This window comes from Ottowia oryzae, from assembly GCF_003008535.1.
Classification (GTDB): Bacteria; Pseudomonadota; Gammaproteobacteria; order Burkholderiales; family Burkholderiaceae_C; genus Ottowia; species Ottowia oryzae.
In genome coordinates this window covers 377430-399491 of sequence record NZ_CP027666.1, presented here as the reverse complement: position 1 = coordinate 399491, position 22062 = coordinate 377430, and the positions used below count along the sequence as shown (strand labels likewise).

The 22062-nt window shown below is 69.2% G+C and carries 20 protein-coding genes; 6 read left to right on the top strand and 14 right to left on the bottom strand.

All coding sequences use genetic code 11. The features are described from left to right. Nucleotides 1-38: 38 nt before the first annotated feature. The gene (locus tag C6570_RS01810) at nucleotides 39-734 is read left to right on the top strand and encodes a YggS family pyridoxal phosphate-dependent enzyme (protein WP_106701522.1); all 696 of its coding nucleotides are present in this window, start codon (nucleotides 39-41) and stop codon (nucleotides 732-734) included. Nucleotides 735-821: 87 nt separating this feature from the next. Here C6570_RS01810 and C6570_RS01805 read toward each other — a convergent pair whose 3' ends face one another. From C6570_RS01805 to C6570_RS01785, 5 genes are all read right to left on the bottom strand, one after another. Beyond that, a complete protein-coding gene (locus C6570_RS01805; protein WP_106701520.1) occupies nucleotides 822-1043 on the bottom strand; it encodes a LiaF transmembrane domain-containing protein in 222 nt (73 codons plus the stop codon). 46 nt (nucleotides 1044-1089) lie between these two features. Next, a complete protein-coding gene (locus C6570_RS01800) occupies nucleotides 1090-1458 on the bottom strand; it encodes a LiaI-LiaF-like domain-containing protein (protein ID WP_106701517.1) in 369 nt (122 codons plus the stop codon). A 33-nt stretch (nucleotides 1459-1491) separates the two neighbouring features. Further along, nucleotides 1492-2088 (bottom strand): RNA polymerase sigma factor, encoded by a 597-nt coding sequence (locus C6570_RS01795; protein WP_106701515.1) that lies wholly within the window; start codon nucleotides 2086-2088, stop codon nucleotides 1492-1494. Between the two features lie 211 nt (nucleotides 2089-2299). Then, complete coding sequence (gene purU / locus C6570_RS01790; RefSeq protein ID WP_106701513.1) at nucleotides 2300-3148, bottom strand: formyltetrahydrofolate deformylase; 849 nt, start codon at nucleotides 3146-3148, stop codon at nucleotides 2300-2302. A 43-nt stretch (nucleotides 3149-3191) separates the two neighbouring features. Next, complete coding sequence (locus C6570_RS01785) at nucleotides 3192-3839, bottom strand: TetR/AcrR family transcriptional regulator (protein WP_106701511.1); 648 nt, start codon at nucleotides 3837-3839, stop codon at nucleotides 3192-3194. 135 nt (nucleotides 3840-3974) lie between these two features. Here C6570_RS01785 and C6570_RS01780 point away from each other — a divergent pair, with 135 nt between their 5' ends. The 4 genes from C6570_RS01780 to C6570_RS01765 all read left to right on the top strand — a co-directional run bounded on the left by C6570_RS01780 (nucleotide 3975) and on the right by C6570_RS01765 (nucleotide 11237). Continuing rightward, nucleotides 3975-5582: an AMP-binding protein gene (locus C6570_RS01780; protein ID WP_106701510.1), complete on the top strand. Its 1608-nt coding sequence runs from the start codon at nucleotides 3975-3977 to the stop codon at nucleotides 5580-5582. A 241-nt stretch (nucleotides 5583-5823) separates the two neighbouring features. Continuing rightward, nucleotides 5824-7026, top strand: coding sequence for an ABC transporter substrate-binding protein (locus tag C6570_RS01775; RefSeq protein ID WP_106701508.1), 1203 nt, complete (start codon nucleotides 5824-5826; stop codon nucleotides 7024-7026). A gap of 177 nt (nucleotides 7027-7203) precedes the next feature. Then, nucleotides 7204-10557, top strand: coding sequence for an acetyl-CoA carboxylase family protein (locus C6570_RS01770; protein WP_106701506.1), 3354 nt, complete (start codon nucleotides 7204-7206; stop codon nucleotides 10555-10557). A 170-nt stretch (nucleotides 10558-10727) separates the two neighbouring features. Then, nucleotides 10728-11237 (top strand): YXWGXW repeat-containing protein, encoded by a 510-nt coding sequence (locus tag C6570_RS01765; RefSeq protein WP_106704459.1) that lies wholly within the window; start codon nucleotides 10728-10730, stop codon nucleotides 11235-11237. A 53-nt stretch (nucleotides 11238-11290) separates the two neighbouring features. Here the strand turns inward: C6570_RS01765 and C6570_RS01760 are convergent, their stop codons facing one another. The 3 genes from C6570_RS01760 to C6570_RS01750 all read right to left on the bottom strand — a co-directional run bounded on the left by C6570_RS01760 (nucleotide 11291) and on the right by C6570_RS01750 (nucleotide 13778). After that, nucleotides 11291-11908, bottom strand: coding sequence for a ChaN family lipoprotein (locus C6570_RS01760; RefSeq protein WP_106701504.1), 618 nt, complete (start codon nucleotides 11906-11908; stop codon nucleotides 11291-11293). Nucleotides 11909-12125: 217 nt separating this feature from the next. Further along, nucleotides 12126-12407, bottom strand: a complete 282-nt coding sequence (locus tag C6570_RS01755) for a BTH_I0359 family protein (protein WP_106701502.1) — start codon at nucleotides 12405-12407, stop codon at nucleotides 12126-12128. Between the two features lie 180 nt (nucleotides 12408-12587). Further along, nucleotides 12588-13778, bottom strand: a complete 1191-nt coding sequence (locus C6570_RS01750; protein ID WP_164675470.1) for a DUF3108 domain-containing protein — start codon at nucleotides 13776-13778, stop codon at nucleotides 12588-12590. Nucleotides 13779-13889: 111 nt separating this feature from the next. Here C6570_RS01750 and C6570_RS01745 point away from each other — a divergent pair, with 111 nt between their 5' ends. Continuing rightward, on the top strand, nucleotides 13890-14882 hold the full coding sequence (locus C6570_RS01745) for a fumarylacetoacetate hydrolase family protein (protein ID WP_106704458.1): 993 nt from the start codon (nucleotides 13890-13892) through the stop codon (nucleotides 14880-14882). Between the two features lie 127 nt (nucleotides 14883-15009). On the opposite strand, the gene thiL is transcribed toward C6570_RS01745, so the two are convergent. From thiL to apaG, 6 genes are all read right to left on the bottom strand, one after another. After that, nucleotides 15010-16059 carry a thiamine-phosphate kinase gene (gene thiL, locus C6570_RS01740; protein WP_106701498.1) on the bottom strand — a complete coding sequence of 350 codons (1050 nt, stop codon included), beginning with the start codon at nucleotides 16057-16059 and terminating at the stop codon, nucleotides 15010-15012. 28 nt (nucleotides 16060-16087) lie between these two features. Next, entirely contained in the window at nucleotides 16088-16936 is an 849-nt protein-coding gene (locus C6570_RS01735; RefSeq protein ID WP_106701496.1) for a gamma-glutamyl-gamma-aminobutyrate hydrolase family protein, read from the bottom strand. A 111-nt stretch (nucleotides 16937-17047) separates the two neighbouring features. Beyond that, nucleotides 17048-18166, bottom strand: a complete 1119-nt coding sequence (locus tag C6570_RS01730) for a YbdK family carboxylate-amine ligase (protein ID WP_106701494.1) — start codon at nucleotides 18164-18166, stop codon at nucleotides 17048-17050. Continuing rightward, the gene (locus C6570_RS01725; RefSeq protein WP_245896267.1) at nucleotides 18163-19446 is read right to left on the bottom strand and encodes a cation:proton antiporter; all 1284 of its coding nucleotides are present in this window, start codon (nucleotides 19444-19446) and stop codon (nucleotides 18163-18165) included. The genes C6570_RS01730 and C6570_RS01725 overlap by 4 nt, the downstream gene beginning before the upstream one ends. Nucleotides 19447-19500: 54 nt before the next feature. Beyond that, nucleotides 19501-21588 carry a site-specific recombinase gene (locus C6570_RS01720; protein ID WP_106701490.1) on the bottom strand — a complete coding sequence of 696 codons (2088 nt, stop codon included), beginning with the start codon at nucleotides 21586-21588 and terminating at the stop codon, nucleotides 19501-19503. Between the two features lie 51 nt (nucleotides 21589-21639). Next, complete coding sequence (gene apaG, locus C6570_RS01715) at nucleotides 21640-22035, bottom strand: Co2+/Mg2+ efflux protein ApaG (protein WP_106701488.1); 396 nt, start codon at nucleotides 22033-22035, stop codon at nucleotides 21640-21642. Nucleotides 22036-22062 lie beyond the last annotated feature (27 nt).

The following is a 22062-nucleotide window of genomic DNA, read 5'->3' as shown; positions in this document are numbered from 1 at the left end:
TGAAACCAGTGGTTTCAGTTTGATACGCTGCGGGCATTATGACGACGATCGCCAGCAATCTCCAAGCCGTGCGTGAGCGGATTGCCACAGCCTGCACAAGTGCCGGACGAAGCGTGGAAGATGTCACGTTGCTTGCCGTGTCCAAAACCTTCGGCCCCGGCGCCGTCCGCGAGGCCCATGCGGCAGGCCAATTGGCCTTTGGCGAGAACTACGTGCAGGAAGCGCTAGAAAAGATGGCCGATCTGGCGGATTTGCCGCTGCAATGGCACTGCATCGGCCCCTTGCAAAGCAACAAGACGCGCCCCGTGGCCGAGCATTTCGACTGGGTTCACACCGTCGACCGCCTGAAGATCGCCGAACGCCTGGCGGCCCAGCGCCCGCCCGAGCGGCCGCCGCTGAACGTGTGCATTCAAGTCAACGTCGACGGCGGCCCGACGAAGGCGGGCGTGGCCCCGGCTGAGGCGCTGGCGCTGGCGCGGGCCGTGGCGGCGCTGCCCGGCTTGCGTTTGCGCGGCATCATGACAATACCTGAGCCTGCTGCAGATTTCGTAGCTGCTCGCGCCCTACACGCGGGCGCCAGAGCCGTTTTTGATCAGTTGAATGCTGCTGGGCTGGCGCTGGACACCCTTTCCATGGGAATGAGTGCCGATCTGGAGGCGGCCGTGGCCGAAGGCAGCACACTGGTGCGCGTGGGCAGCGCCATCTTTGGCGGCCGGCCCGCTTTGAGGGCATAGGCCGCTAGCCCCGGAAAGGCCCTGACGGCTGGCCGCTAAAACTGCCCAGCGGCCGTTGCCTGCCCGGCAGCGAGCGCCAGAAGGCAGTTAAGGGGTGGGCGCGCTGGGCGGGGCCAGCCGGTCGTCGCGGCGGTCGCTGGCGCGCCAGTCCGCCCGGCAGTGGCGGCGCCGGCGCAACAGCAGCGATGCACCCAGCGCAATCAGCAACACCGGGCCGACGAGGGGCATCATTCCGACCGGGATCAGGCCGAAATACTTGGCAACGCCCAGGGCGCCGATGACGATGAGGGCGATGGGGAAGATTCTCATGGTGGACTCCAGGGGGTGAGGAAAAGGGTGCGCTTGGCGCCAGCGATCAGCGCGGATCGCGCGGCGCCGTGGGTTCGGAAGGTGTGGCGGGCGCCTCGCTGCCTGGGCCGCCAGCGCGGTGATCGCGCCCGCGTCCGTGCCATTGGTTCATGCCCGCGCGAAAGCGCTCGCGCTCTTCCTCGCTCAGACTGTTCCATCCGGCGCCGAAGCGGCGGTGCATGCGGTGCTCCCAGCGCTCGTGCATGCGCTCGCGCGCTTGGGCGCGCCAGCGTGGGCCCGCGATCAGCATGGCTAGGCCGACCGCGATCAGCAGCAGCGGCCAGAAAAGGCGCATGAACTCCGGGTCGATCCAGCCGAAGTGCTTGAGCACGCCCACCACGCCGATGGCGATCAGGGCAAAAGGAAAAATACGCATGCTTATCTCCAGGAAAAAACTTGGGGGTTGCCGTTAAACGATCAGGTCGCCGTATTCCGCCTGCAGCCGCGTGCGCAGCGCAAGCACGGCGTAGCGCTTGCGCGCCAGCAGGGTGTTCTGCGGCACCTGCCACTCGGCCGACATCTCGGCGAACGACAGGCCATCGATTTCGTGCGCGAGAAACACGTCGCGCTGCTCCGGCGGCAGCGCTTGCAGTGAGGTGTGGATGGCGCACAGCAGCACCGACCGCGCATAGGCGGCCTCCGGGCTGGCGGCGGGGTCGGGCAGGGTTTCTTCCAGCCAGCGCTGGGCGTCCGCGCCGCCCACGTCGCCGTCTTGCGTATCGGCCAGGGGCAGCGGGGCTTCCTTGCGCTTGCGGGCGCGGTCGATGATGCGGTTCTTGGCAACGCGAAACAGCCAGGCGCCGGCTTGCTCGATGGCGTCGCTGGCGAGGTAGAACTCCAGCAGCACGTCCTGCAGGATGTCCTCGGCCTCGGCGGCGTTGCGCACCTGGCCGCGGATGAAGTTGCCCAGGCGCGCGCGCTCCCGCGCCACGATCTCGGAAAAGCGCGAGGGGTGAGCAGGCACGGCAAGAGGGGCGGGTGGCGGCGGGCCGAACGGGGCGTCCATGCGGGGTAGACGAACCAGCCGCCGAAATATTGTGCGCTGCGGCCGGATGGCCGTCGATAGTCCGGGCAGCGACGGGCAGCGACGGGCAGCGCCAGCCCTAGGCGCACCCCTTTTTGCGACGGATCTCTAGACGCTGCGGCCAGCCGTCAACGCGGGCTGGCGATGTTGGCCACCGGCGGCGCACCTGCCCATTGGGTGGCCAGTGCCGCGTTTACCTGAACACCACCGTGCGGTGCCCGTTCAGCAGCACGCGGTGCTCGCTGTGCCACTTCACGGCGCGGGCCAGCACTTGGCTTTCGGTGTCGCGGCCGCGGGCGGTCAGGTCTTCCACCGTAGCGGTGTGGTCGGCGCGGGCCACGTCTTGCTCGATGATCGGGCCTTCGTCCAGGTCGGCCGTCACGTAGTGCGCCGTGGCGCCGATCAGCTTCACGCCGCGGTCGTGCGCCTGGTAATACGGCTTGGCCCCCTTGAAGCTGGGCAGGAAGCTGTGGTGGATGTTGATGGCGCGGCCGGACAGGTGCCGGCACAGGTCGTCCGACAGGATCTGCATGTAGCGGGCCAGCACCACCAGCTCGGCGCCCTCGGCGTCAATGATCTCTTTTTGCCGCGCCTCGGCCTGCGCCTTGTTCGTCTTCGTCATGGCGACGTGGTGAAACGGCACGTTGTAGCTGGCGGCCAGCTGGTAGAAGTCGCGGTGGTTGCTGATGATGGCGCGGATGTCCACGGGCAACAGGCCGCTTTTCCAGCGGAACAGCAAGTCGTTCAGGCAATGGCCTTCGCGGCTGACGAAGATTACCGTGCGCATCGGCTCGGCCACGGGGTGCAGGCCCCAGGTCATGCCGAAGGGCTCGGCAAAGGCGGCCAGTGCCTGGCGCAACTCATCGGGCTCGGCGGCGGGGCACGAAAAGCGCACACGCATGAAGAACAGGCCGGTGTCGGTGTCGTTGAACTGCGCGGCTTCTTCGATGTTGCCGGCGCGCTCCAGCAAAAAGCCTGTCACGCCGTGCACGATGCCGCGACGGTCCTGGCAAGACAGGGTCAGGATGTAGGTGTGAGACATGGGGCGCGATTGTCGCAGGGCCACCGGCCGCCGCGCTGACACCTTACCCCGAAGCCTGGCGCTTGAGCCCCAGCACGCGGCCCGCCAGGCGGGTGAGTTCCTGCGCCATGGCGTCTGGCGACAAGCGCCCGTCCGGGCGGTACCAGTGGTACAGAAACCCCGGGAGGCTGCAGGCGGCCTGTGCGGTCACGCGGGTGTCATCAAAATCGAAGCTGCCGTCGGCGCGGCCTTGCTCGAGCAGGTGGCAAAGGCGCTCGTAGAAGTGCTCGGCGATGCGCTTTTGCGCGGCCATGTATTCGGGGCGATACACCTGCGGCTCGCGGTAGGGGAAGAACGCTGCCGGGTAGCCCGCGATGGTGGCGCGAATCAGCCTTTCCAGCCCGGCCATGACTTTCTCGTGCGCGGGGCGTGGGTCGCCGTCGGCGAAATCCATGCTGGTGAAGCACTCCACCGTGGGCGCCCAGGACAGGGTTTCAAAGATCTCCTGCTTGTTGCGAAAGTAGTAGTAGACGTAGGGCTTGGTCACACCCAGCTCACGCACGATCTGCTCCATCGTGGTGTGCGCATAGCCCTGCGCGTGAAAAAGGCGCTCGGCCGTGCTCAGGATCTGCGCGCGCTTGGCGTCGGTGCCCGGCGTGCTGGATTTCTGGCGCCCTTGGGCGGGCGCGCTGGGTGCTTGGTCGGGACTCACGGGGTGGGCTGCGGGATGGTCTGGTCGCTCAGGTTATACCGATGGGTAGAAAAATACTACCAATCGGTATATATTGGCTGAAACAAAGGAAGCGGCGCGGCGCATTGTGCCCGCGCCAGATCCGCGGAGACAGCCTTGACCACCCCAGACCAGCCTTTGCACGAGTATCTGCGCGCCCATGCGCGCCAGCGGCCCGACCACCCCGCGCTGATCTGGTACGGCCGCGCCATCACCTGGCAAGAGCTGGACGCCTGGAGCGACGCGCTGGCCGCGCACCTGCAGGGCCTGGGCGTGCAGCGTGGCGCGCCCGTGGCCCTGTTCATGAACAACTGCCCGCAGTATGTCGTGGCGCACTACGCTATCCAGAAGATCGGCGCAGTGGTTTGCCCCTGCGGCCCGCTGAACAAGGCGCACGAGTTGCAGTACCAGCTCAGCGATCTGGGTGCGCAGGTCATCATCGCGGCCGACAACCTGCTGCCGATCGTCGAACAGGTGCGGGCCGACACGGCCTTGCGGCACGTGCTGGCGGTGCGCTATGCCGATCTGCTGCCCGAGGCGCCCACGCTGCCGGTGCCGCCGGAACTACAGGCGGCGCCCGCGCCACTGCCCCCTGATTGCATCGACCTGCTGGCCACCGCCCGCGCAGGGGCCGAACGCGGCGAGCGCCCCGCCCCGGTCAACGTGGGCATGGACGATGTGGCGCTGATGACCTACACCAGCGGCACCACCGGCCTGCCCAAGGGCGCCATGCTGAGCTACGGCAACGCACGCTTCAAAACCGGGGTCACCGTAGACAACTTCGGTCTAGCGGACGGCCACATTGCCTTGTCGGTCGCACCGCTGTACCACATCGCGGGCATGCTGCTCGGCGTGAACACGCCCATCCTTGCAGGTGCCACGCAGGTGTTGTTGTTCCGCTTTGACCCGGTGGCTGTGTTGCAGGCCATCGACCGCTACCAGGTCACGCACTGGTATTCCATCGCGCCGATGAACGTGGCCTGCATGCAGGTGCCCGATGCGGCGCGGTTCGACCTGCGCAGCCTGCAGCGCAACCCGGTCACCAGCTTTGGCATCACCTTCACCGAGGCGCTGGCCCGGCAGTGGCAGGCGTTTACGCGCGGGCCGTGCGTGTCGTACGAGGCGGCCTACGGCCTGTCGGAGACGCACACGATGGACACTGGCATGCCGCACGACGCCATCCGCTGGGGCACGCACGGGCGGCCCATGCCGGGTGTCGCCATCCGCATCGTCGACCCCGACACCGGCGCCGAGAAAGCCACGGGCGACGTGGGCGAAATCACGCTGCTGTCGGCCGGCAACTTCAAGGGCTACTGGAAGAAGCCAGAGGCAACCGCCAAGGCGCTGAAAGACGGCTGGGTCTGGACCGGCGACATGGGCCGCCTGGACGACGAGGGTTACCTCACCTTCATCGGCCGCACCAAGGAGATGATCAAGGTCTCCGGCTACAGCGTGTTCCCCGAAGAGGTGGAGAGCATCCTCATCAAGCACCCGGCCGTGGCCCAGGCCGCCGTGCTGGCCGAGCCCGACGCCGACAAGGGCGAGGTGGTGAAAGCCTTCATCGTCAAGAAAGCCGGCACGGCGCTGGACGCCGACGCGCTGGTGGCCTGGTGCCGCGACAACATGGCGCCCTACAAGGTGCCCCGGCACGTGCGCTTCATCGACGCACTGCCTTCCACAGGCGCCGGCAAGGTGCTGCGCCGCCTGCTCAAGGATGAGGCCTGAGCAGCCTGGACAGGCGCGGAGGGGCGCGCCGCCAGCGCCGGCGCCAGCGCACAGCGCCGCTCACACGCCTCGCCGCCCCAGTGCACACGCCAACCGCTGCAAAAAAGGACGAGGACGCGCACCAGGACGAACACCGCCACCCGCTTACCCACCGCCCCGTGAACGATTCAGATTTAAAAAAGATAGCAGTCAGCCCAGGCCACATAAGCGCTGGCTAGCCAATTACATCGGAGACAACGTCATGAAGCTGAGAATCCTCCTGGCAAGCGCCGCCTTGCTGGTGCTCACGCAGGCGCCATTTGCCCTGGCGCAGACCAAGGCCGTGAAGATCGGCGTCCTGAACGACCAGGGCGGCCCGTATTCCAGCGTCACCGGCCCGGGCGCGGTGGCCGCTGCGCGCATGGCGATCGAGGATGTCGGCGGCCCGGTGCTGGGCAAGCCTGTCGAGCTGGTGGCCGCAGACCATCAGCACAAGCCGGATGTCGGCTCGGCCATCGCCCGCCGCTGGTACGACGCCGAAGGCGTAGATGCCGTGTTCGACATCTACAACTCGGGCGTGGCGCTGGCGGTGCAGCGGCTCGCGCAAGAAAAGAACAAGGTGCTGATCTCGTCCGTCAACACGGCGGAGGTCACCGGCAAGTCCTGTGCGACCAACGGGCTGCAATGGGGTGGCGACGGCTACGCGCTGGCCAACCTCACGGTCAAGGGCGCGTACAAGGGCAAGCCCGAATCCTGGTACTTCCTGACCGTGGACTACGCAGCGGGCCACAGTCTGGAGAAAGACGCCCGCGCAGCCGTTGAGGCGCAGGGCGGCAAGGTGCTGGGCGCGGTGCGTTTTCCGTTGGGGTCCACCGATTTCAGCTCGTACCTGCTGCAAGCCCAGGCGTCCAAGGCCGACAACATCGGCATTCTGGGCGGCGGCACCGATCTGCTGAACGCCATCAAGCAGGCCGATGAATTCCAGATCCGCAAGACCAAACAAAAGGTGATTCCCTTTGCGCTGACCACGGCCGACGTGGTGGCGCTCACCAACCAGACGGCGCAGGGCTTTCCGCTGGTGATGAGCTTCTACTGGGACGAAAACGCCGCCACGCGCGCCTGGACCGAGCGCTTTCGCAAGTCGCAGGGCAAGCTGCCCACCGACCTGCAGGCCAACGTCTACAGCGCCGTGCTGCACTACCTGAACGCCGTGCAGGCGGCGGGCACCACCGACGCCAAGGCAGTGCTGGCCAAGATGCGCGACACGCCGGTGGAAGACTTCTACACCCACGGCGCGCGCATCCGCGAAGACGGCCGCCTGATGCGCGACATGATCTACGCTGAAGCGAAGGCGCCCGGCCAGATGAAAAGCAAGGACGATCTGGTCAGCGTGGTCAAACGGTTCACGGGTGAGCAGGCCTTCCTGCCGCGCGCACTGAGCGAATGTCCCCTGGTCAAGAAATAAAGCCGCGCGGCCGGCCAAGCCGGGTTCAGCCGCCCGGCCTGCCGCCTTGTCGCGCCGCCTGGCCGCACTGCCCGTGCAGCGTGGTAGCGGCCGTGTCGCGGCGTGCCAACCTTGCATCAAAAAGGCCGCCAGCGCAGTCTGGTGGTGCGCAAGCAGCTTCATAAAACATAGCATCCCATGTCTTCCACCGCGTTCCACAAAGTCCTGATTGCCAACCGTGGCGAGGTGGCCGTGCGCCTGATCCACGCCCTGCGCGACGCGGGTATCGCCAGCCTGGCCGTCTATGCGCAAGACGATGCCGAGGCGCTGCATGTGCAGCTGGCCGATGAAGCCGTGCCACTGGCCGCCAGCGGGCCTGCGGCCTATCTGGATGCGGCGGCCGTCATCGCCATCGCCCGCGCGCACGGCGCCGACGCGGTGCACCCCGGCTGGGGCTTCTTGAGTGAGCAGGCCGACTTCGCCCGCGCCTGCGCGGCCGCCGGGCTTGTCTTCATCGGCCCCGAGCCGGAGCAGCTCGCGTTGTTTGGCGACAAGGCCCGCGCCCGCGCGCTGGCCGCTGCCGAAGCCGTGCCGTGCATGCCGGGCATCGACCACGCCGTCACGCTGGAAGAGGCGGCGGCGTTCTTTGCGGCGCAGGCGGCCGACGGCGCGGCCATGATCATCAAGGCCGTGGGCGGCGGCGGTGGGCGCGGCATGCGCGTGGTCGAGCGCGCCGAAGACGTGGCCGCCAGCTGGGCGCGCTGCCGCTCCGAAGCCAAGGCCGCCTTCGGCGTGGAGGGCGTGTACGTCGAACGCTTCATGCCCCGCGCGCGCCACATCGAGGTGCAGGTGATCGGCGATGGCGCGCAGGTGGTCGCGCTGGGTGAGCGCGAATGCACGCTGCAGCGGCGCTTTCAGAAGCTGGTGGAAATCGCCCCCAGCCCCACGCTGAGCCCCGCACTGCGTGAGCAGATCGCCAGCGCCGCGCTGCGCATGGCGCGCGCCGTGGGCTACCGCAGCCTGGGCACCTTTGAGTTTTTGGTGGACGAAAACAGTGCCGCCCTCCCTTCCGTTTTTATCGAAGCCAACGCGCGTCTGCAGGTGGAACACACCATCACCGAAGCCGTGACGGGGCTGGACCTGGTGCAGTTGCAACTGGGCGTGGCGCAGGGCCGCACGCTGGCCGATCTGGGCCTGGCGCCCGGCGTGCCGGTGCCTGTGCGCGGGCACGCCATCCAGTGGCGCATCAACGCCGAAACACTCACCGCCGACGGCCAGGCGCGCCCTGCCAGCGGCAGCCTGCAGCGCTTTGATCTGCCCAGTGGCCCCGGCGTGCGCGTGGATACGCATGGCCGCGCGGGGCTGGCGCCGTCGCCGCATTACGACACGCTGCTGGCCAAGCTGATCGTGCACCATCCGTCCAGCGATTTTGCCGCCGCGCTGCGGCGTTCGCGCGGCGCGCTGGCGGAATTCGGCATCGGCGGAATCGCCACCAACCTGCCGCTGCTGCGCGCCCTGGCCGACCGGCCCGAGACCGCCAGCCAGGCGGTGGACAACCGCTTTGTGGAACGCGAGTTGCCCACGCTGCTGCAAGCCGCCGAAGCCCTGGCCGCGCGCAGCTCCGAAGCCGCCGCGCCCGCCCCCATCGGCGCCGCCCTCGCGCAAGAAGCCGACCCCACCGACGGCAGCACGTTGGTGCGTGCCCCCATGGCCGCCAAGCTGGTGCAGTGGGAAGTGGCCGTGGGCGACGTGGTGCCCGCCGGCGCCACGCTGGGCGTGCTGGAAGCCATGAAGATGGAACACGTGCTGCACGCGCCCATCGCCGCCCGCGTGGTGGCGCTGCCTGCGCAGCCCGGCGAATTCCTCGTGGAAGGGCAGGCGCTGGTGCGGCTGGCGACGGTGGATGCGCAAGGCGTGGCCACCGCCGTGGCCGAAGAGGTGGACCTGGACCAACCGCGCCCCGACCTGCAGCGCGTGATCGACCGGCACGCCTTCACACTGGACGCCAACCGCCCCGCCGCCATGGCCAGGCGCCACGCGCAGGGCGGGCGCAGCGCGCGCGAAAACATCGCTGATCTGTGTGAGCTGCATGCTACAGAAAGTGAAGCTGCCACCGCAGGTGCCACGCCGGCCAGGGCCGGAAACTTCATTGAATATGGCGCGCTGGCCATCGCCGCGCAGCGCACCCGCCGCACGCTGGAAGACCTGGTCGCCAACACCCCGGCCGACGGCATGGTCACCGGCATTGGCAGCGTGAACGAGGCGCTGTTCGGGCCAGAGCGGTCGCGCTGCGCCATCATGGCCTACGACTACACCGTGCTGGCCGGCACGCAGGGCTGGCGCAACCACCACAAGAAAGACCGCCTGCTGGCGCTGGCGCACCAGCTGCGCATTCCGCTGGTGCTGTTCGCCGAAGGCGGCGGCGGCCGGCCGGGCGACGTGGACATGCCCATCCTCGCCGGGCTGAACAACCACACCTTCAGCCAGTTCGCCGCGCTGTCGGGCAAGGTGCCGGTGGTGGGCGTGGTGCATGGCCGCTGCTTTGCGGGCAACGCGGCGCTGCTGGGCTGCTGCGACGCCATCATCGCCACGCGCGTCAGCAACATCGGCATGGGCGGGCCGGCCATGATCGAAGGCGGCGGCCTGGGCAGCTTCGCGCCCGAGCAGATCGGCCCGGCCGACGTGCAAAGCGCCAGCGGGGTGATCGACGTGCTGGTGCAGGATGAGGCCGAAGCCGTGGCCACGGCGCGCCAGTACCTCGGCTACTTCCAGGGCAGCGTGGCCGATTGGCAGTGCGCCGACCAGCGCCGGCTGCGCCACGCCATCCCCGAAAACCGCCTGCGCGTGTACGACGTGCGCGCCGTGGCGCGCGGCCTGTTCGACACCGGCAGCTGGCTGGAGCTGCGCGCCGGCTTTGGCGCCGGCATGGTCACCGGCCTGGCGCGCGTGGAAGGCCGCCCCGTGGCGGTGCTGGCCAACAACCCGCACCACCTGGGCGGCGCCATCGACCCCGACGCGGCCGACAAGGCAGCGCGCTTCATGCAACTGGCCAACGCGCACGGCCTGCCCATCGTCGCGCTGGTCGACACACCCGGCTTCATGGTCGGGCCCGAGATCGAGACGAAGGCCCAGGTGCGCCACACCAGCCGCATGTTCATGATCGCCTCGCACCTGCGCGTGCCGTACTTCTCGGTGGTGCTGCGCAAGGGCTACGGCCTGGGCGCGCAGGCCATGACGGCGGGCGGCTTCGACGCGCCGGTGTTCAACATCGCCTGGCCCACCGGCGAATTCGGCGCCATGGGGCTGGAAGGCGCGGTGCGCCTGGGCTTCAGGAAAGAGCTGGAAGCGGTGCCCGAGGGCGCCGAGCGCGATGCGCTGTTCCAGCAACTCGTGGCGCGCCAATATGCCAACGGCGAAGCGATGAGCATGGCGCAGACGCTGGAGATCGACGCCGTGATCGACCCGGCCGACACCCGCGCCTGGCTGGCACGCGGCCTGGCCAGCGCCACGGCGGCGGTGGGCGCTGCCCAGCCTTTTGTAGACGCGTGGTGATGGGCCGCGGCGGCGGCGCCAGCGCGCCTGCCGCCGCGCGTTTCATCCCGCAACGCCCCGGGCGCAGCTGTTACCTTTTTGCGTACTGAACTTTGCGCCGGCTTTGCACAATGCACACCTGTGGCCTGCAGCATGAAGCCATCGCCAACCCGTCAGAAAGGACTGCGACCATGACCCATTTCGCCAACCGCCGCGCCGCCTGGCTGGCTGCCGCCGCGCTGGGCGTCGGCGCGCTTACCTTCGGCGCCGCGGGCGCCGCCCACGCCCAGGCGTACATCAACGTGCAGATTGGCCCGCCGCCACCGCCGCCCGTGCAGGTGATGGTGCCGGCGCCGCGCCCCGGCTACGTCTGGGCGCCGGGGCACTACGAATGGCGGCGCGGCCAATATGTGTGGATGCGCGGCTACTGGCTGCGCGACCGCCCCGGCTACGCCTATTCGGCCCCGGCATGGCATCGGCAACCCAACGGCTGGGCCTACCAGCCCGCCCGCTGGGAACGCAGCCCCGTGCCCGCCTACGGCACCGGCCCGCGCTACCGCGACCGGGACCGCGACGGCATCCCCGACCGTTTTGACCGCCACCCTGGCCGCTACGACAGGCACCCGCACCCCGGTCGCCCCGGGCCCCACGGCGGCCCGCCCGGCCCTGGCCGGCACGGCCATCACCCGCACCGCCCCTGAAGGCGGCTGGCCGCGGTGAAGGGCGGCACCTGCCGCCTGGCCGCGTGGGCCGATCAACGCGTGCGCGACACAGGCACGCGGAAAGCGGCGCAGTGATCGCGCGGTGGCACGGGCGGCGTGGGCCAGCGCAAGTCGCCGTCCAGCAGGTCGGGCGAGGGTTCAGTTGCTTCGGTTTTCGTAGCTGCCAGCGCCGGTTCCGCCTGCGCTGAAAGCACTTTCACCTCTATATCAGTCGCTAGATGCACCGGCACACCCAGCCCGCGTGCGACGTGTCCGTTGCCGGCCACCAGCAGCACCCCACGGCCCGGCTGGCGCGCCCCGGTCACGGTGTCGGCCATCGCCAGGCCGCGCGCAATCAGCACGCGCGTCATGGGGCGAATCTGGCTGCCTGGCAGCGCGTTGCAGTGGCCGGTGCGGATGCGCGCTTCCTGCTCAGCCAGCTGCGGCGCGGGCAGGCGCGCATCCAGCGTGCTGTCTTGCATGGCGGCACGCATTTGCGCGCGCGGCAGGTTGTCGCCCACCACCGGAACACCTTCGCGCACCGCCGCCATCACCACCGGGCCGTAGTGGGCCCAGGGCCAGCCTGCGTCGGCCCACGCCAGTGTCTGGCGCACCTGCGCGTGGCTGGCGTTGCGCGGCAGGCCGGCGATGCTGTGGCCGCGCTCGGTCATTTCCAGCGCCAGCGCGTGCAGGTTTAAGGAATGAATCGGCCGTTAGCGCCCGTTGCAAGGGCGCTGGCAGCTATAAGGAAGATAGTAAATTGCGGCTGGAGACGGTCGGTGCAACTCGGCCGAAACCGCAGAAAGCAACAAGCCCGCTGATCAGCGGGCTTGTGGTTTGGCGGGCCGGCGGCGCGCCGGCCAAGGTTTTAGAGCAAGGCGCGTTGAATCAATGCACCACTACCGGGTTTTGCGCCAGCTCGGCGTAGCCTTCCAGCGTGTCTTCCACTTCTTCCTGGGTGGGCAGGTTTTCCTGCCACGCGGCGATGCGTTGCTGGAACAGCTCGGCCCATAGGCCATCCAGGTAAACCTCTTTGCCGGAGCGCTTGTCCACGATCTCGAACCCGTGGCGCGCCAGCCCCGGCGTGCCAGCGGGCACATCGGCGTCTTGCAGCGCCTCAGGCAGCAGGTGGACGACCGCGAAGCTGTCGGAGTCGTAGAGCGTGTTCATCGTGGCGTAGCGTCTTTCTCTGGGGTGCGCGCGAGGCTTTCGCGCCAGGTACAGATAAGAACGCACCAGCGTATTTCAAGGTGCACGCCCGTGCCGCAACGGTTGGTGATTGCGCGGCCGGCCGGCCAATCTGTGTGACAAATGCACGGATCTCGCGCGGCGCGCTATCGCGTTACCGCGCTACCACGCGGTGGGCCAGCTCTGCAGCTGGTGTTCCAGCGTGTCGCCGTTGGCTTGGGTGGTGCGCAGGCGCACGGGCAGGTGGCCGAATGGCCGCGCCAGCCAGAGCGCGGTGGCCGGTTCGTACGGCGCTTCGGGCGGGTGCACCAGCACGGCGCAGGGCACGGGGCGGCCAGCGATGTCCAGCGTTTCGTCGTCCAGCACCTGCCAGAGCCAGGTGGGCGCGTCGCGCGCGCCAGCGGTTTGCAGCGCGATCTGGCTGCCCGGTGGGTAGCGCGCTGGCGCGGCGGCCAGCATGCCGGCCAGTTGCAGCACGGCGCTCAAACGGTCTTGCCCTCCGGCCGACCATTCGGCATCGGGCGTGTTGGCGCTGAAGCGGATGCGCTGGCCCGCGGCGTCGAAATGCGCCGCCCGTTCGCTGCGGGTTTTCTCTGCAAAGCGCTCGGGCATCAGCCCGGTGGCCGTCACCAGCCCCTGGCTTTGCCAGCGGCGCGCCACGGCGCCAGCGGCACCTGCCTGGGTGACCCATTCGGCCTGGTAGCGGCTGGCCTCGGGCTGCCAGCGCAGCTGCGACTGGGTGGCGTACGGCACGCCGCGCGCCGTGCCGGTGACGGCGTAGTTCAGCGTGGCGGCCGGCGGGATTTGGACGGGCGGCAGGGTCTGTTTGCTGGGTGACTTGGCGGGGCTGGCCGAGATCGACACCGGCGCTGGCTGGGCGGCGCCGGCGGGCGAACCGGTGGATGCGCTGACGGGCGATGCGGGCGAAAACTTGCCAAGCGCAGCGGCAGGTGGCGCTTTTGACGGCTGTGCCGCGTCCGCCGCTCTGGATGACGCGGGCACGCGGCGCGCGACGGGGCTGGGCGCGCGCAGCGGTTGATCCGCTTTGGTTTTTGTAGCAGATGGCGAAGGCGCAGCGTGCGCTGGCGCCGAGTTTCTCGTATGCGCTTTCTGCGTGGCAATCGCCGCTGGCGGCCCGTCATCGGCCCCGGCATCGCGTGCGCCTTCCCGCACTTCCGGCGCTGCCGCAGGCGCTGCCACCGTCCGCGTCGCCCACGCGGGTGCGGGCGGTGCCACGGCGGTCCGGCGCACGGGCGGCGCCAGCGCCGTCAGCACCAGCGCATGCGCCAGCAACACCAGCCCAAGCAACCGCAGCCAGGGCGGTGAGAGGTGGCGGGGGGCGTCGTCGGCCATGGTTGCGCAGCGTGCTCTAGTATCATTTTCCATCCACGAAGCGGCGCCCACCAGCCGTCCTTCTTCACGGTGCGGGCCGGCCTGCGCCGCCCGCGCACGCACGCTATTCCCATGAAACTGGCTACTTTGAAAGACGGCTCGCGCGACGGGCAATTGCTGGTCGTTTCACGCGACCTGGGCACTGCCCACTTCGCCACCGGCATCGCGCAGCGCCTGCAGCAGGCGCTGGACGACTGGAACTTCATCGCCCCGCAGCTGCAAGACCTGTACGACGCGCTGAACCACGGGCGCGCGCGCCATCCGTTCCCGTTTGACCCGGCGCAGTGCATGGCGCCGCTGCCGCGCACGGGCCAGCGCATCGAAGGCGCGGCCTACCCCAACCACCTTCAGCTGGTGCAACCCGCCCTGGCCGACGCGCCCGGCCCGCTGCTGCGCCAGCGCGCCAGCGACGACCTGCGCGGCCCGCGCGACGACGTGCAGGTGGCCGACGAGGCCTGGGGCATCGACTTTGGCGGCGAGCTGGTCGCCATCGTGGCCGACGTGCCCCTGGGCGCCACGCCCGAGCAAGGCCTGGACGCCGTGCGCCTGCTGATGCTGGCCAACGACACCACGCTGCGCCAGTGGGCCGCACCGCCCGCCGCCCAAGCGTGGGGCGCCGTCGCCAGCCAGCCCCATACCGCGTTCAGCCCGGTCGCCGTCACGCCGGACGAGCTGGGCGACGCCTGGCAAGACGGCCGCGTGCACCTCACCCTGCAAACCAGCTGGAACGGGCGCAAGGTGGGCATGGCCGACGCAGGTGCCGACATGCGCTGGGGCCTGGGCGAGCTGATTGCCCACGCCGCGCGCACCCGCCGCCTGCGCGCCGGCACGCTGGTTGGCACCGGCCCCGTCAGCAACGCGGGCGTTGAAGCCAACGGCCGCCGCGAGTGGCCCAAGGGCTACGCCAGCGTGGCCGAAAAGCTCGCCATGGAAGCGCTGCAAGACGGCGCCGCGCAGACCGACTACCTGCGTTTTGGCGACACGGTGCGCATCGACATGCGCGGGCGCGACGGGCAGCCGCTGTTCGGTGCGATCGAGCAGAAGATCGTTCAATTCGGCGCCTAGCGCTCTCTGCGCGGGCGCTGGCAGCTATTGATTTGATAGTTTTGCGTTCGTTGCAGTGACCTGAGCGGCACGCCTGCCTGGCTACGCGCCGCTGCAACTGAGGGGCCGCCGCTGCTGCCCAACGCCCTCAGGCGAAGTGGTCGAACGACCGGAAGTCGCTGAGCGGCTGGCGGCCGCCTTGCGCGTCCTGCAGCCACGCGCCCTGCGCCGGTTCGATGCGGCCGATGCGTGTCACCGGCGTGGCGCTGGCGGCGCCCGCCGCGCGCACGGCTTCGCGCTGCGCAGGCGCTGCGGTGAACAGCAGCTCGTAGTCGTCGCCGCCCGTCAGCGTGTGCTGCAGATCCTGGCCCGCATCGGCGGAACGCGCGTGCGCCAGCCCCGTTGCCGTTGCCGCTGTCGCGCCCGCCGTGCGCAAGGCCTTGGCGTCCAGCACTGCGCCCACGCCGCTGGCGTTCAGGATGTGGCGCAGGTCGCCCGCCAGGCCATCGCTCAGGTCGATGGCGCTGGTGGCCGCGCCGCGCAGCGCGGTGCCCAGCGCGAGGCGCGGCGTGGGCTGCTCCAGGCGCTGGCGCAGGGTGGCCAGCTGATCGGGCGGCAGCGCCAGTTGGCCCTGCAGCGCAAGCAGCGCCAGCCGCGCGTCGCCCAGCGTGCCGCTGACCCAGATGTCGTCGCCCGCGCGGGCGCCGTCGCGCCTCAGCGCCTGGCCCGCGGGCACCTGGCCCAGCACGGTGATGCTGATGTTCAGCGGCCCGGCGGTGGTGTCGCCGCCCACCAGCGCGCAGCGGTGCTCATCCGCCAGCGCGAACAGGCCGCGCGCAAACCCGCTCATCCACGCATCGTCGCCCGCACGCGCTGGTGGCAGCGCGAGGGCAAGGGTAAAGGCCAGCGGCTGCGCGCCCATGGCGGCCAGATCGCTCAGGTTGACGGCCAGCGCCTTGTGGCCCAGCGCGGCGGGGTCGACGTCGGCGAAGAAGTGGCGGCCTTCGACCAGCATGTCGGTGCTGATGGCCAGCTGCTGGCCGGGCGCGGGGGTGAGCAAGGCGCAGTCGTCGCCAATGCCCAGCGCCACGCCGGGCGTGTCTTTTGCTATAGATAAGCTAGCTGCTGGCGCTGGTGCCGCCTGCGCTGGGGCCGTGTTGCGCTTGAAATAGCGCGCGATCAGGTCGAACTCGCCCACCTTGGCAACCTTGCAGCCGGGTGGGGGCTCAGCGGCCGCCGAAAGCGTTGGCGCGTTCGCGCACGCGGGCGACGCCGTCGGTCAGGCGGCGCATGCGGCCGGCGCGGCGCGCGGCGGCCTTGAGGAAAGCCATCATCAGCGGGCCGCTGTCCAGCGCGGGCGAGGCGGCGTCCTGCGCGTTCATATGGAACTCGGGGTGCCACTGCACGCCCATCACGAAGGGGTAGCTGGTGTGGCGAATGGCTTCGGGCACGCGGTCGATCGGGCTGCGCGCCTCGATCACCAGCCCGCGCCCCACTTCGTCCACGCACTGGTGGTGGATGCTGGTGACGTGCTGCGGCTCATAGCCGTAGATGTCGGACAGCAGCGAGCCGGGCACGAAATGCACCTCATGCACCAGGCGGTCGTAGTTTTGCGTGTCCTGGTGCTTGATGGCGCCGGGCCACTGCGTGGGGATGTCCTGCACCAGCGTGCCGCCGAAGTACACGTTCAGCAGCTGCGCGCCGCGGCAGATGCCCAGCACGGGCTTGCCCGCGCCGATGAAGCCGCGCAGCAGGTCTAGCTCGTATTCATCGCGGATGGGGTCGGCGTCGGTTTCGGTCTTCCAGGGCTTGGCGCCGTAGGTTTCGGGGCTGATGTCCACCCCGCCCTGCAGCACCAGGCCGTCCAGGTTTTCAACCAGGTCGGCCGTGGGCGGGCGCTTGCGCAGCGTGGGCGTGCGCTGGTCGATGAAAGGGATCATCAGCGCGACCACGCCGTAATTCATGATCCAGTGCGCCATGTTGCTTTCCAGGTACTGCAGGCGCTTGAGCGGCAGGCCCAGGCCAGGCGGGGGTGCATGCAACAGACGAGCCGAAATGCCGATGCGCAGGGTCATGATGGGGTGGATTGTGATGCCAAAGCCGAAGTCGTGTCAGAGCCGTGCGCGGCGGGCGGGGTTCCGCGTGGGATGGATGCAGGCGTGACGGGTGGCGCCGCGCACGCACTGTCAGCCCCCGCGAAAGCGCAGCGCCGCCTGGCGGATTACCTCGCCCAGCAGGTGTTCGCGCGCCTGGCGTTCGCGCAGCCAGCGCGCGTCGTTGCGGTCTTCTGCCACCAGCTGGCCCAGCGCGGTGAGCGCGCCGGTGGCGTCGCACGGGGTGGCGAAGGGCGCCAGGCGCTCCATGGTGGCCAGCAGGTGGTCGCGCAGCGGCAAGTGTTCGCCACTGGCCGGGTCGACATACACCGCGTCCAGCCCGAAGCGGCAGGCCTGAAAGCGGTTGTAGCTGTAGACGAGGTAGTCGTCTTCGCAGGGCACGAAGGGCCGGTCTTGTTGAAACCACGCCGCCAGGCACTGCACCAGGCCGGCCAGCGTGGCGGCACGCTCCACCGTCAAGGGGGTGTCGAACACGCGCACCTCAATCGTGCCGAACTCCGGCTTGGGGCGAATGTCCCAATAGAAGTCCTTCATGCTCTTGACCACGCCGGTGCGCGTCATCTTGTCGAAGTACGCGCTGAACTCGGCCCAGGTCAGCAGGCAGGGCGCGCGGCCCGACAGCGGAAAGGCAAATACCGAGTTCAGCCGCGCCGAATCGAAGGCGGTGTCTTGCGCCTGCACGTAGGGGCTGGATGCGGCCAGCGCGATGAAGTGCGGGATGTAGCGCGACATGCAATGCAGCGTGTACAGCGCCGTGTCGGCATCGGGGCAGCCCACGTGCACGTGCTGGCCAAAGATGGTGAATTGCTTGGACAGGTAGCCGTACAGCTGCGACAGCTGGTGAAAGCGCGGCTTGTCGTAGATGCGCTGCTGGTGCCACTGCTGGAACGGGTGCGTGCCCCCGCCCACCACGGCGATGCCCAGCTTGTCGGCGCACTGCACCAGCGCGTCGCGGATCTGCTGCAACTGGCCCTGCGCCTCGCGCCAGGTGTGGCAGACGTCGGTGGATATTTCGATCATCCCGGCCGTCATCTCTGGCACCACGCTGCCGGGCAAATCGCGCTTGGCCATCAGCCGCAGCATGTCGTCGGCGTAGTGGGTCAGGTTGTAGTCGTGCGTGTTGACCAGCTGCAGCTCCAGCTCTACGCCCAGCGTCAGGGCTTCGGACTGGCCGAAGGCTTCGAGGCTCATAGCGATGGCCCTTGGGTTGTTTCGGGCGGCAGCTCGGGGGCCGCCTCATTGGGTGGCGGCTCGGCGCCCGACTTGGCGGCTTCGCCGGTGTGCGTCAGGGCCAGGCTGACCAGCACGGCGCCCACCAGCTCGGTCATCAGGATCACCGGCAGCGCCACCGCAGACACCTTTTCGCCGATGGCCGGCGCCGCCGACGCGAATTGCGACGTCAGCAGCAACGCCACCGACGACATGGGCACCATCGTCACGCCCACCCAGAACGATTTGCGGGGCGACAAGCCGCTGCCCCAGCTCATCGCCACCAGCGCGCCCACTTTCGCCAGGGCGCGCACCACGATCAGCGCCAGCACGGCCCAGATCAGCGCGACTTGCCAGTCGGCCTGCGCGGCGGTGGAAGACACCAGCACGAACATCACGATGGTCAGCATGTATGCGGCCGTGCCCAGCTGGCGCGGCCACACCCACGGGCGCGGGTAAATGTGCTTGAGCAGCAGCCCGCCCAGCAGCGCAGCCAGCGGCGCCGAGCCGCCCAGCGGCCCCGCCACGGCGGTGCAGGCGCCCACCAGCGCCAGCATGACCACCGCCGTGTCCTGGCTGGTGGCGCGCAGGATGCGAAAAGCCCCCGCCAGCAGCAGCGCCAGCGCGCCGCCCAGCACCAGCGAAATGCCCAGCACCGCCAGCGACAGGCCCACCGAGGCCAGCATGGACGAATCGGCCCGCCCGATGCTGCGCAGCATGGCGGTGCCCAAGGTCAGCGCGTAAAGCGTGTTCAGCGTGGCCAGCGCGATGGACCGGTCGGTGATGGGCCCATCGGCCCGCAAATCGGACGCCACCCGCATCAGCACGGCGGGCGCCGAGGCCACCGCCAGCACCGACAGCGCACGCACCACCGGCAAGTCCAGGCCCAGCGCGCGCAGCGTCAGAAATGCCACCGCATAGGTCGCGAAGGACTCGGCCAGGCTTTGCACCACCAGCATCGGGTTGTGGCGCAACCAGCGCAGCGACAGCCGCGCGCCGGCCTCGAACAGGACGATGGCGATGGCCAGCTCCAGCAGAAGCAGGCTCACGCCGCCCAGCGGCCATGCCGAGCCAGCCAGGCCCGCCCAACCCGCGATGGCCCCCACCACGGCGTAGCCGATGATCTTGGGCAGGTGGGTATAGCGTTGCACCCAATGGCCGGCGAGTGCGGCCACGGCCAGCAGCAAGGCCCATTCCAGCGCTTGCGGGCCCGGGGTATGGCTCCATGCCGCAGCCCACCCGGACGTGATGTGTTCGGTCAAGCGGTCAGCCCTCGGAAGTTCAGCATTCATCCTAACCGCTCAACCCTCACCCAGCTACCCGGAGGGCTGCGTCGGGTCGGTGGGCTGGCTGTCAGGTGGCGCCGTCTGGCTGGCGGCTGGCGGCGCGGGCTCTGTCGCCGTGTGGGGCCGTGGGTTCAGCCGCACCGGCAGCACGAAGCTGAGGGGCTGGCGCAGCATGCGCCGCCGCAGGGCCGCATACAGGCGCTTGCGGTTGACGGTGCCGATGCCCTGGGCCGTCAGCGCCAGCCGGAAGGCCAGCCAGAAGCTGAAGCTCACGTTCATCAGGCCGGTGATGGCGATGCCACCCACGGCACCCCAGAAAGCGGGCCGGTGGATGACCTGCGGCCCCAGTTCATGCGCGGCCGCGGCGATCTGGCCGGCCACCAGCGTCACGTGGCGCACCTCGAACGGGATGCCGAAAAAGCCCAGAAACGGCGGCACCAGCCCCAGCATCAGCCCCAGCGAAATGTTGGCGGCGTAGCCCGAGATGTTCTGACGCCAGTACGTACCCCATCGCCGCGCCCGCTCAGCGCCCAGGCGCCGCGTGATGCGCGGGTGGTAGGTGATGACCGAGTCCAGCCGGTGGAACACGAACCAGTTTTCCACCCAGCCCGCCACCAGGCTCGACAAGAACAGCAGCCCGCCCGTGGCCGCCGCAAACAGCGCGGTGGGCCCCAGGACCTGGTGGTTGGACAGTGTCTGCAGCGCATGCCGATGGTCCATCACCGTGTGGTGGCCCGCGCTTTCCACGGCGATGGCAATGCCGATCACCACCGGCATGACCACGCCCACGTTGCCCAAAATGGCGGCGAACTGCGAGCGCAGCAGGTGGCCCACCTCGTCCAGGAATTGGTCGGTGGCGCCGGGTGCATTGATGTCGCGCAGCTTGGCAGCCATGGCGGGCGCGGTCATGGCCGGCTGCTTGGTGGCCACCGTCCAGTGCATCAGCATGATGAACACGAAGCACACCGCGTAGTTGATGCCCGCGGCCAGCCCGCCCCAGAAGGCCGTCAGCCCCACCGCGCCGATCAGCAGCTTGATCCAGGTGGTGCCCGCCAGCACCGCGCCACCGCCCGCCGCCGCGCCCAGCATGTGCAGGTATTCGCTGGCGTCGCGCGTGATGTAGTGCTGGCCGGTTTCGGCGTTGCGCTCGGTCACCTTGGCGGCCAGCAGCTCGGTGCTGTCGCTCATCAGCTCGCGCATGCTGCGCGATTCATGGTCCACGCGCACCAGGTGCGACAGCAGCTGCGTGGTGGCCTGTACCGGCACGTCGGTTTCCAGGCACAGCAGCAGCGCCTTCATGCGGATGATGCGCTGGCGCAGCTGGCGCAGCTGAAACTCGATCTGCACCGAAATACCGTGCTCTTCGAGGTGGATGTACACCGTCTGGGCCGCCGCGCGGCAGGCGTCCAGCTGCTCGCGCAGCTGCCCGATGGCGATCACTGCCGGCGCGCTGGCGCGGCCGTGGGCCTGCACCGCCTCGCGCACCGCCAGGAAGGCCTGTGGCAACACGGCGAAAGCGCGGTCGCGCTTGGCGTCGGCCGACATGCGCGTGCGCACCGGCGCCGAATGGCCGATGGCGCAAATCTGCGTCACCGCGAACATCATCGCGTCCAGCAGCGTGCGGATGGCGTAGTCGTTCACGTTCGGCGGCGGTGCGTCGGGCGCGGCGCGAAACAGCACCGTGCGCAGGCGCGTGAGCGTGCGCGCGTCCAGCGCGCGCAGCCAGCGGCCGTCGAATTCGGTGGGAAACAGCAGCGGGAACAGCTCGCTCAGGTCCGTCGTCTCGGGCGTGGGCGGCATCAGCTTGCGCTGCAGGCGGTGGCCCAGCTCGCTGGTGAACGAGTCTTGCGGCGCAAAGCCCAGGTCGGCCAGCAGCGGCGTGGCGTCCATGGTGGTCAGGAACTCTTCCCACCAGTGCTGCCACAGCTTCAGCCAGTCGGGCCGCACCTCGGCCGCGTCGATCAGCATGCGCACGCGCGCTACCGCCATGTCGGGGTCTTGCGTGTCGCCGCGCACCCAGTCCAGCAGCTGCATCAGCCACAGGTGGCGCTCGGCCAGCGGCGCCTCGGGGTCGATGGCGCGCAGCAGTTCGATCAGGTCAAGCTGTGATGTCGCCATGGCTCAGGGTTTTGTGGGGCCCGCGGTAGGCGGGCAAGGGCGCCGCCGCACTCAGTGCAGCACCCGCGCAGTGCCGGCGCCATCGCCGTGCGCGTCCAGCACGAACATCGGAATCTCGGCCTCAAAGCGCTCGCCGTCGTCGGCCACGCAGAAGTACGTGCCGTGCATGGTGCCGCTGGGCGTGCGCAGGCGGCAGCCGCTGGTGTATTGAAAGGCTTCGCCCGGCTGCAGCAGCGGCTGCTGGCCCACCACGCCCAGGCCCTTGACCTCTTCCACATGGCCACGCGCGTCGGTGATGATCCAGTGGCGCGAAATCAGCTGCGCCGCCACCTCGCCTGTGTTGTGCACGGTGATGGTGTAGGCGAAGCCGAACTGCTCATCCTCCGGATGCGACTGATCCGGCAGGAACTGCGGCTCGACTTCAACTTGAAACTGGTACTTGCCCATGTAGTCAATGGTAAACGGGCTTGGGCC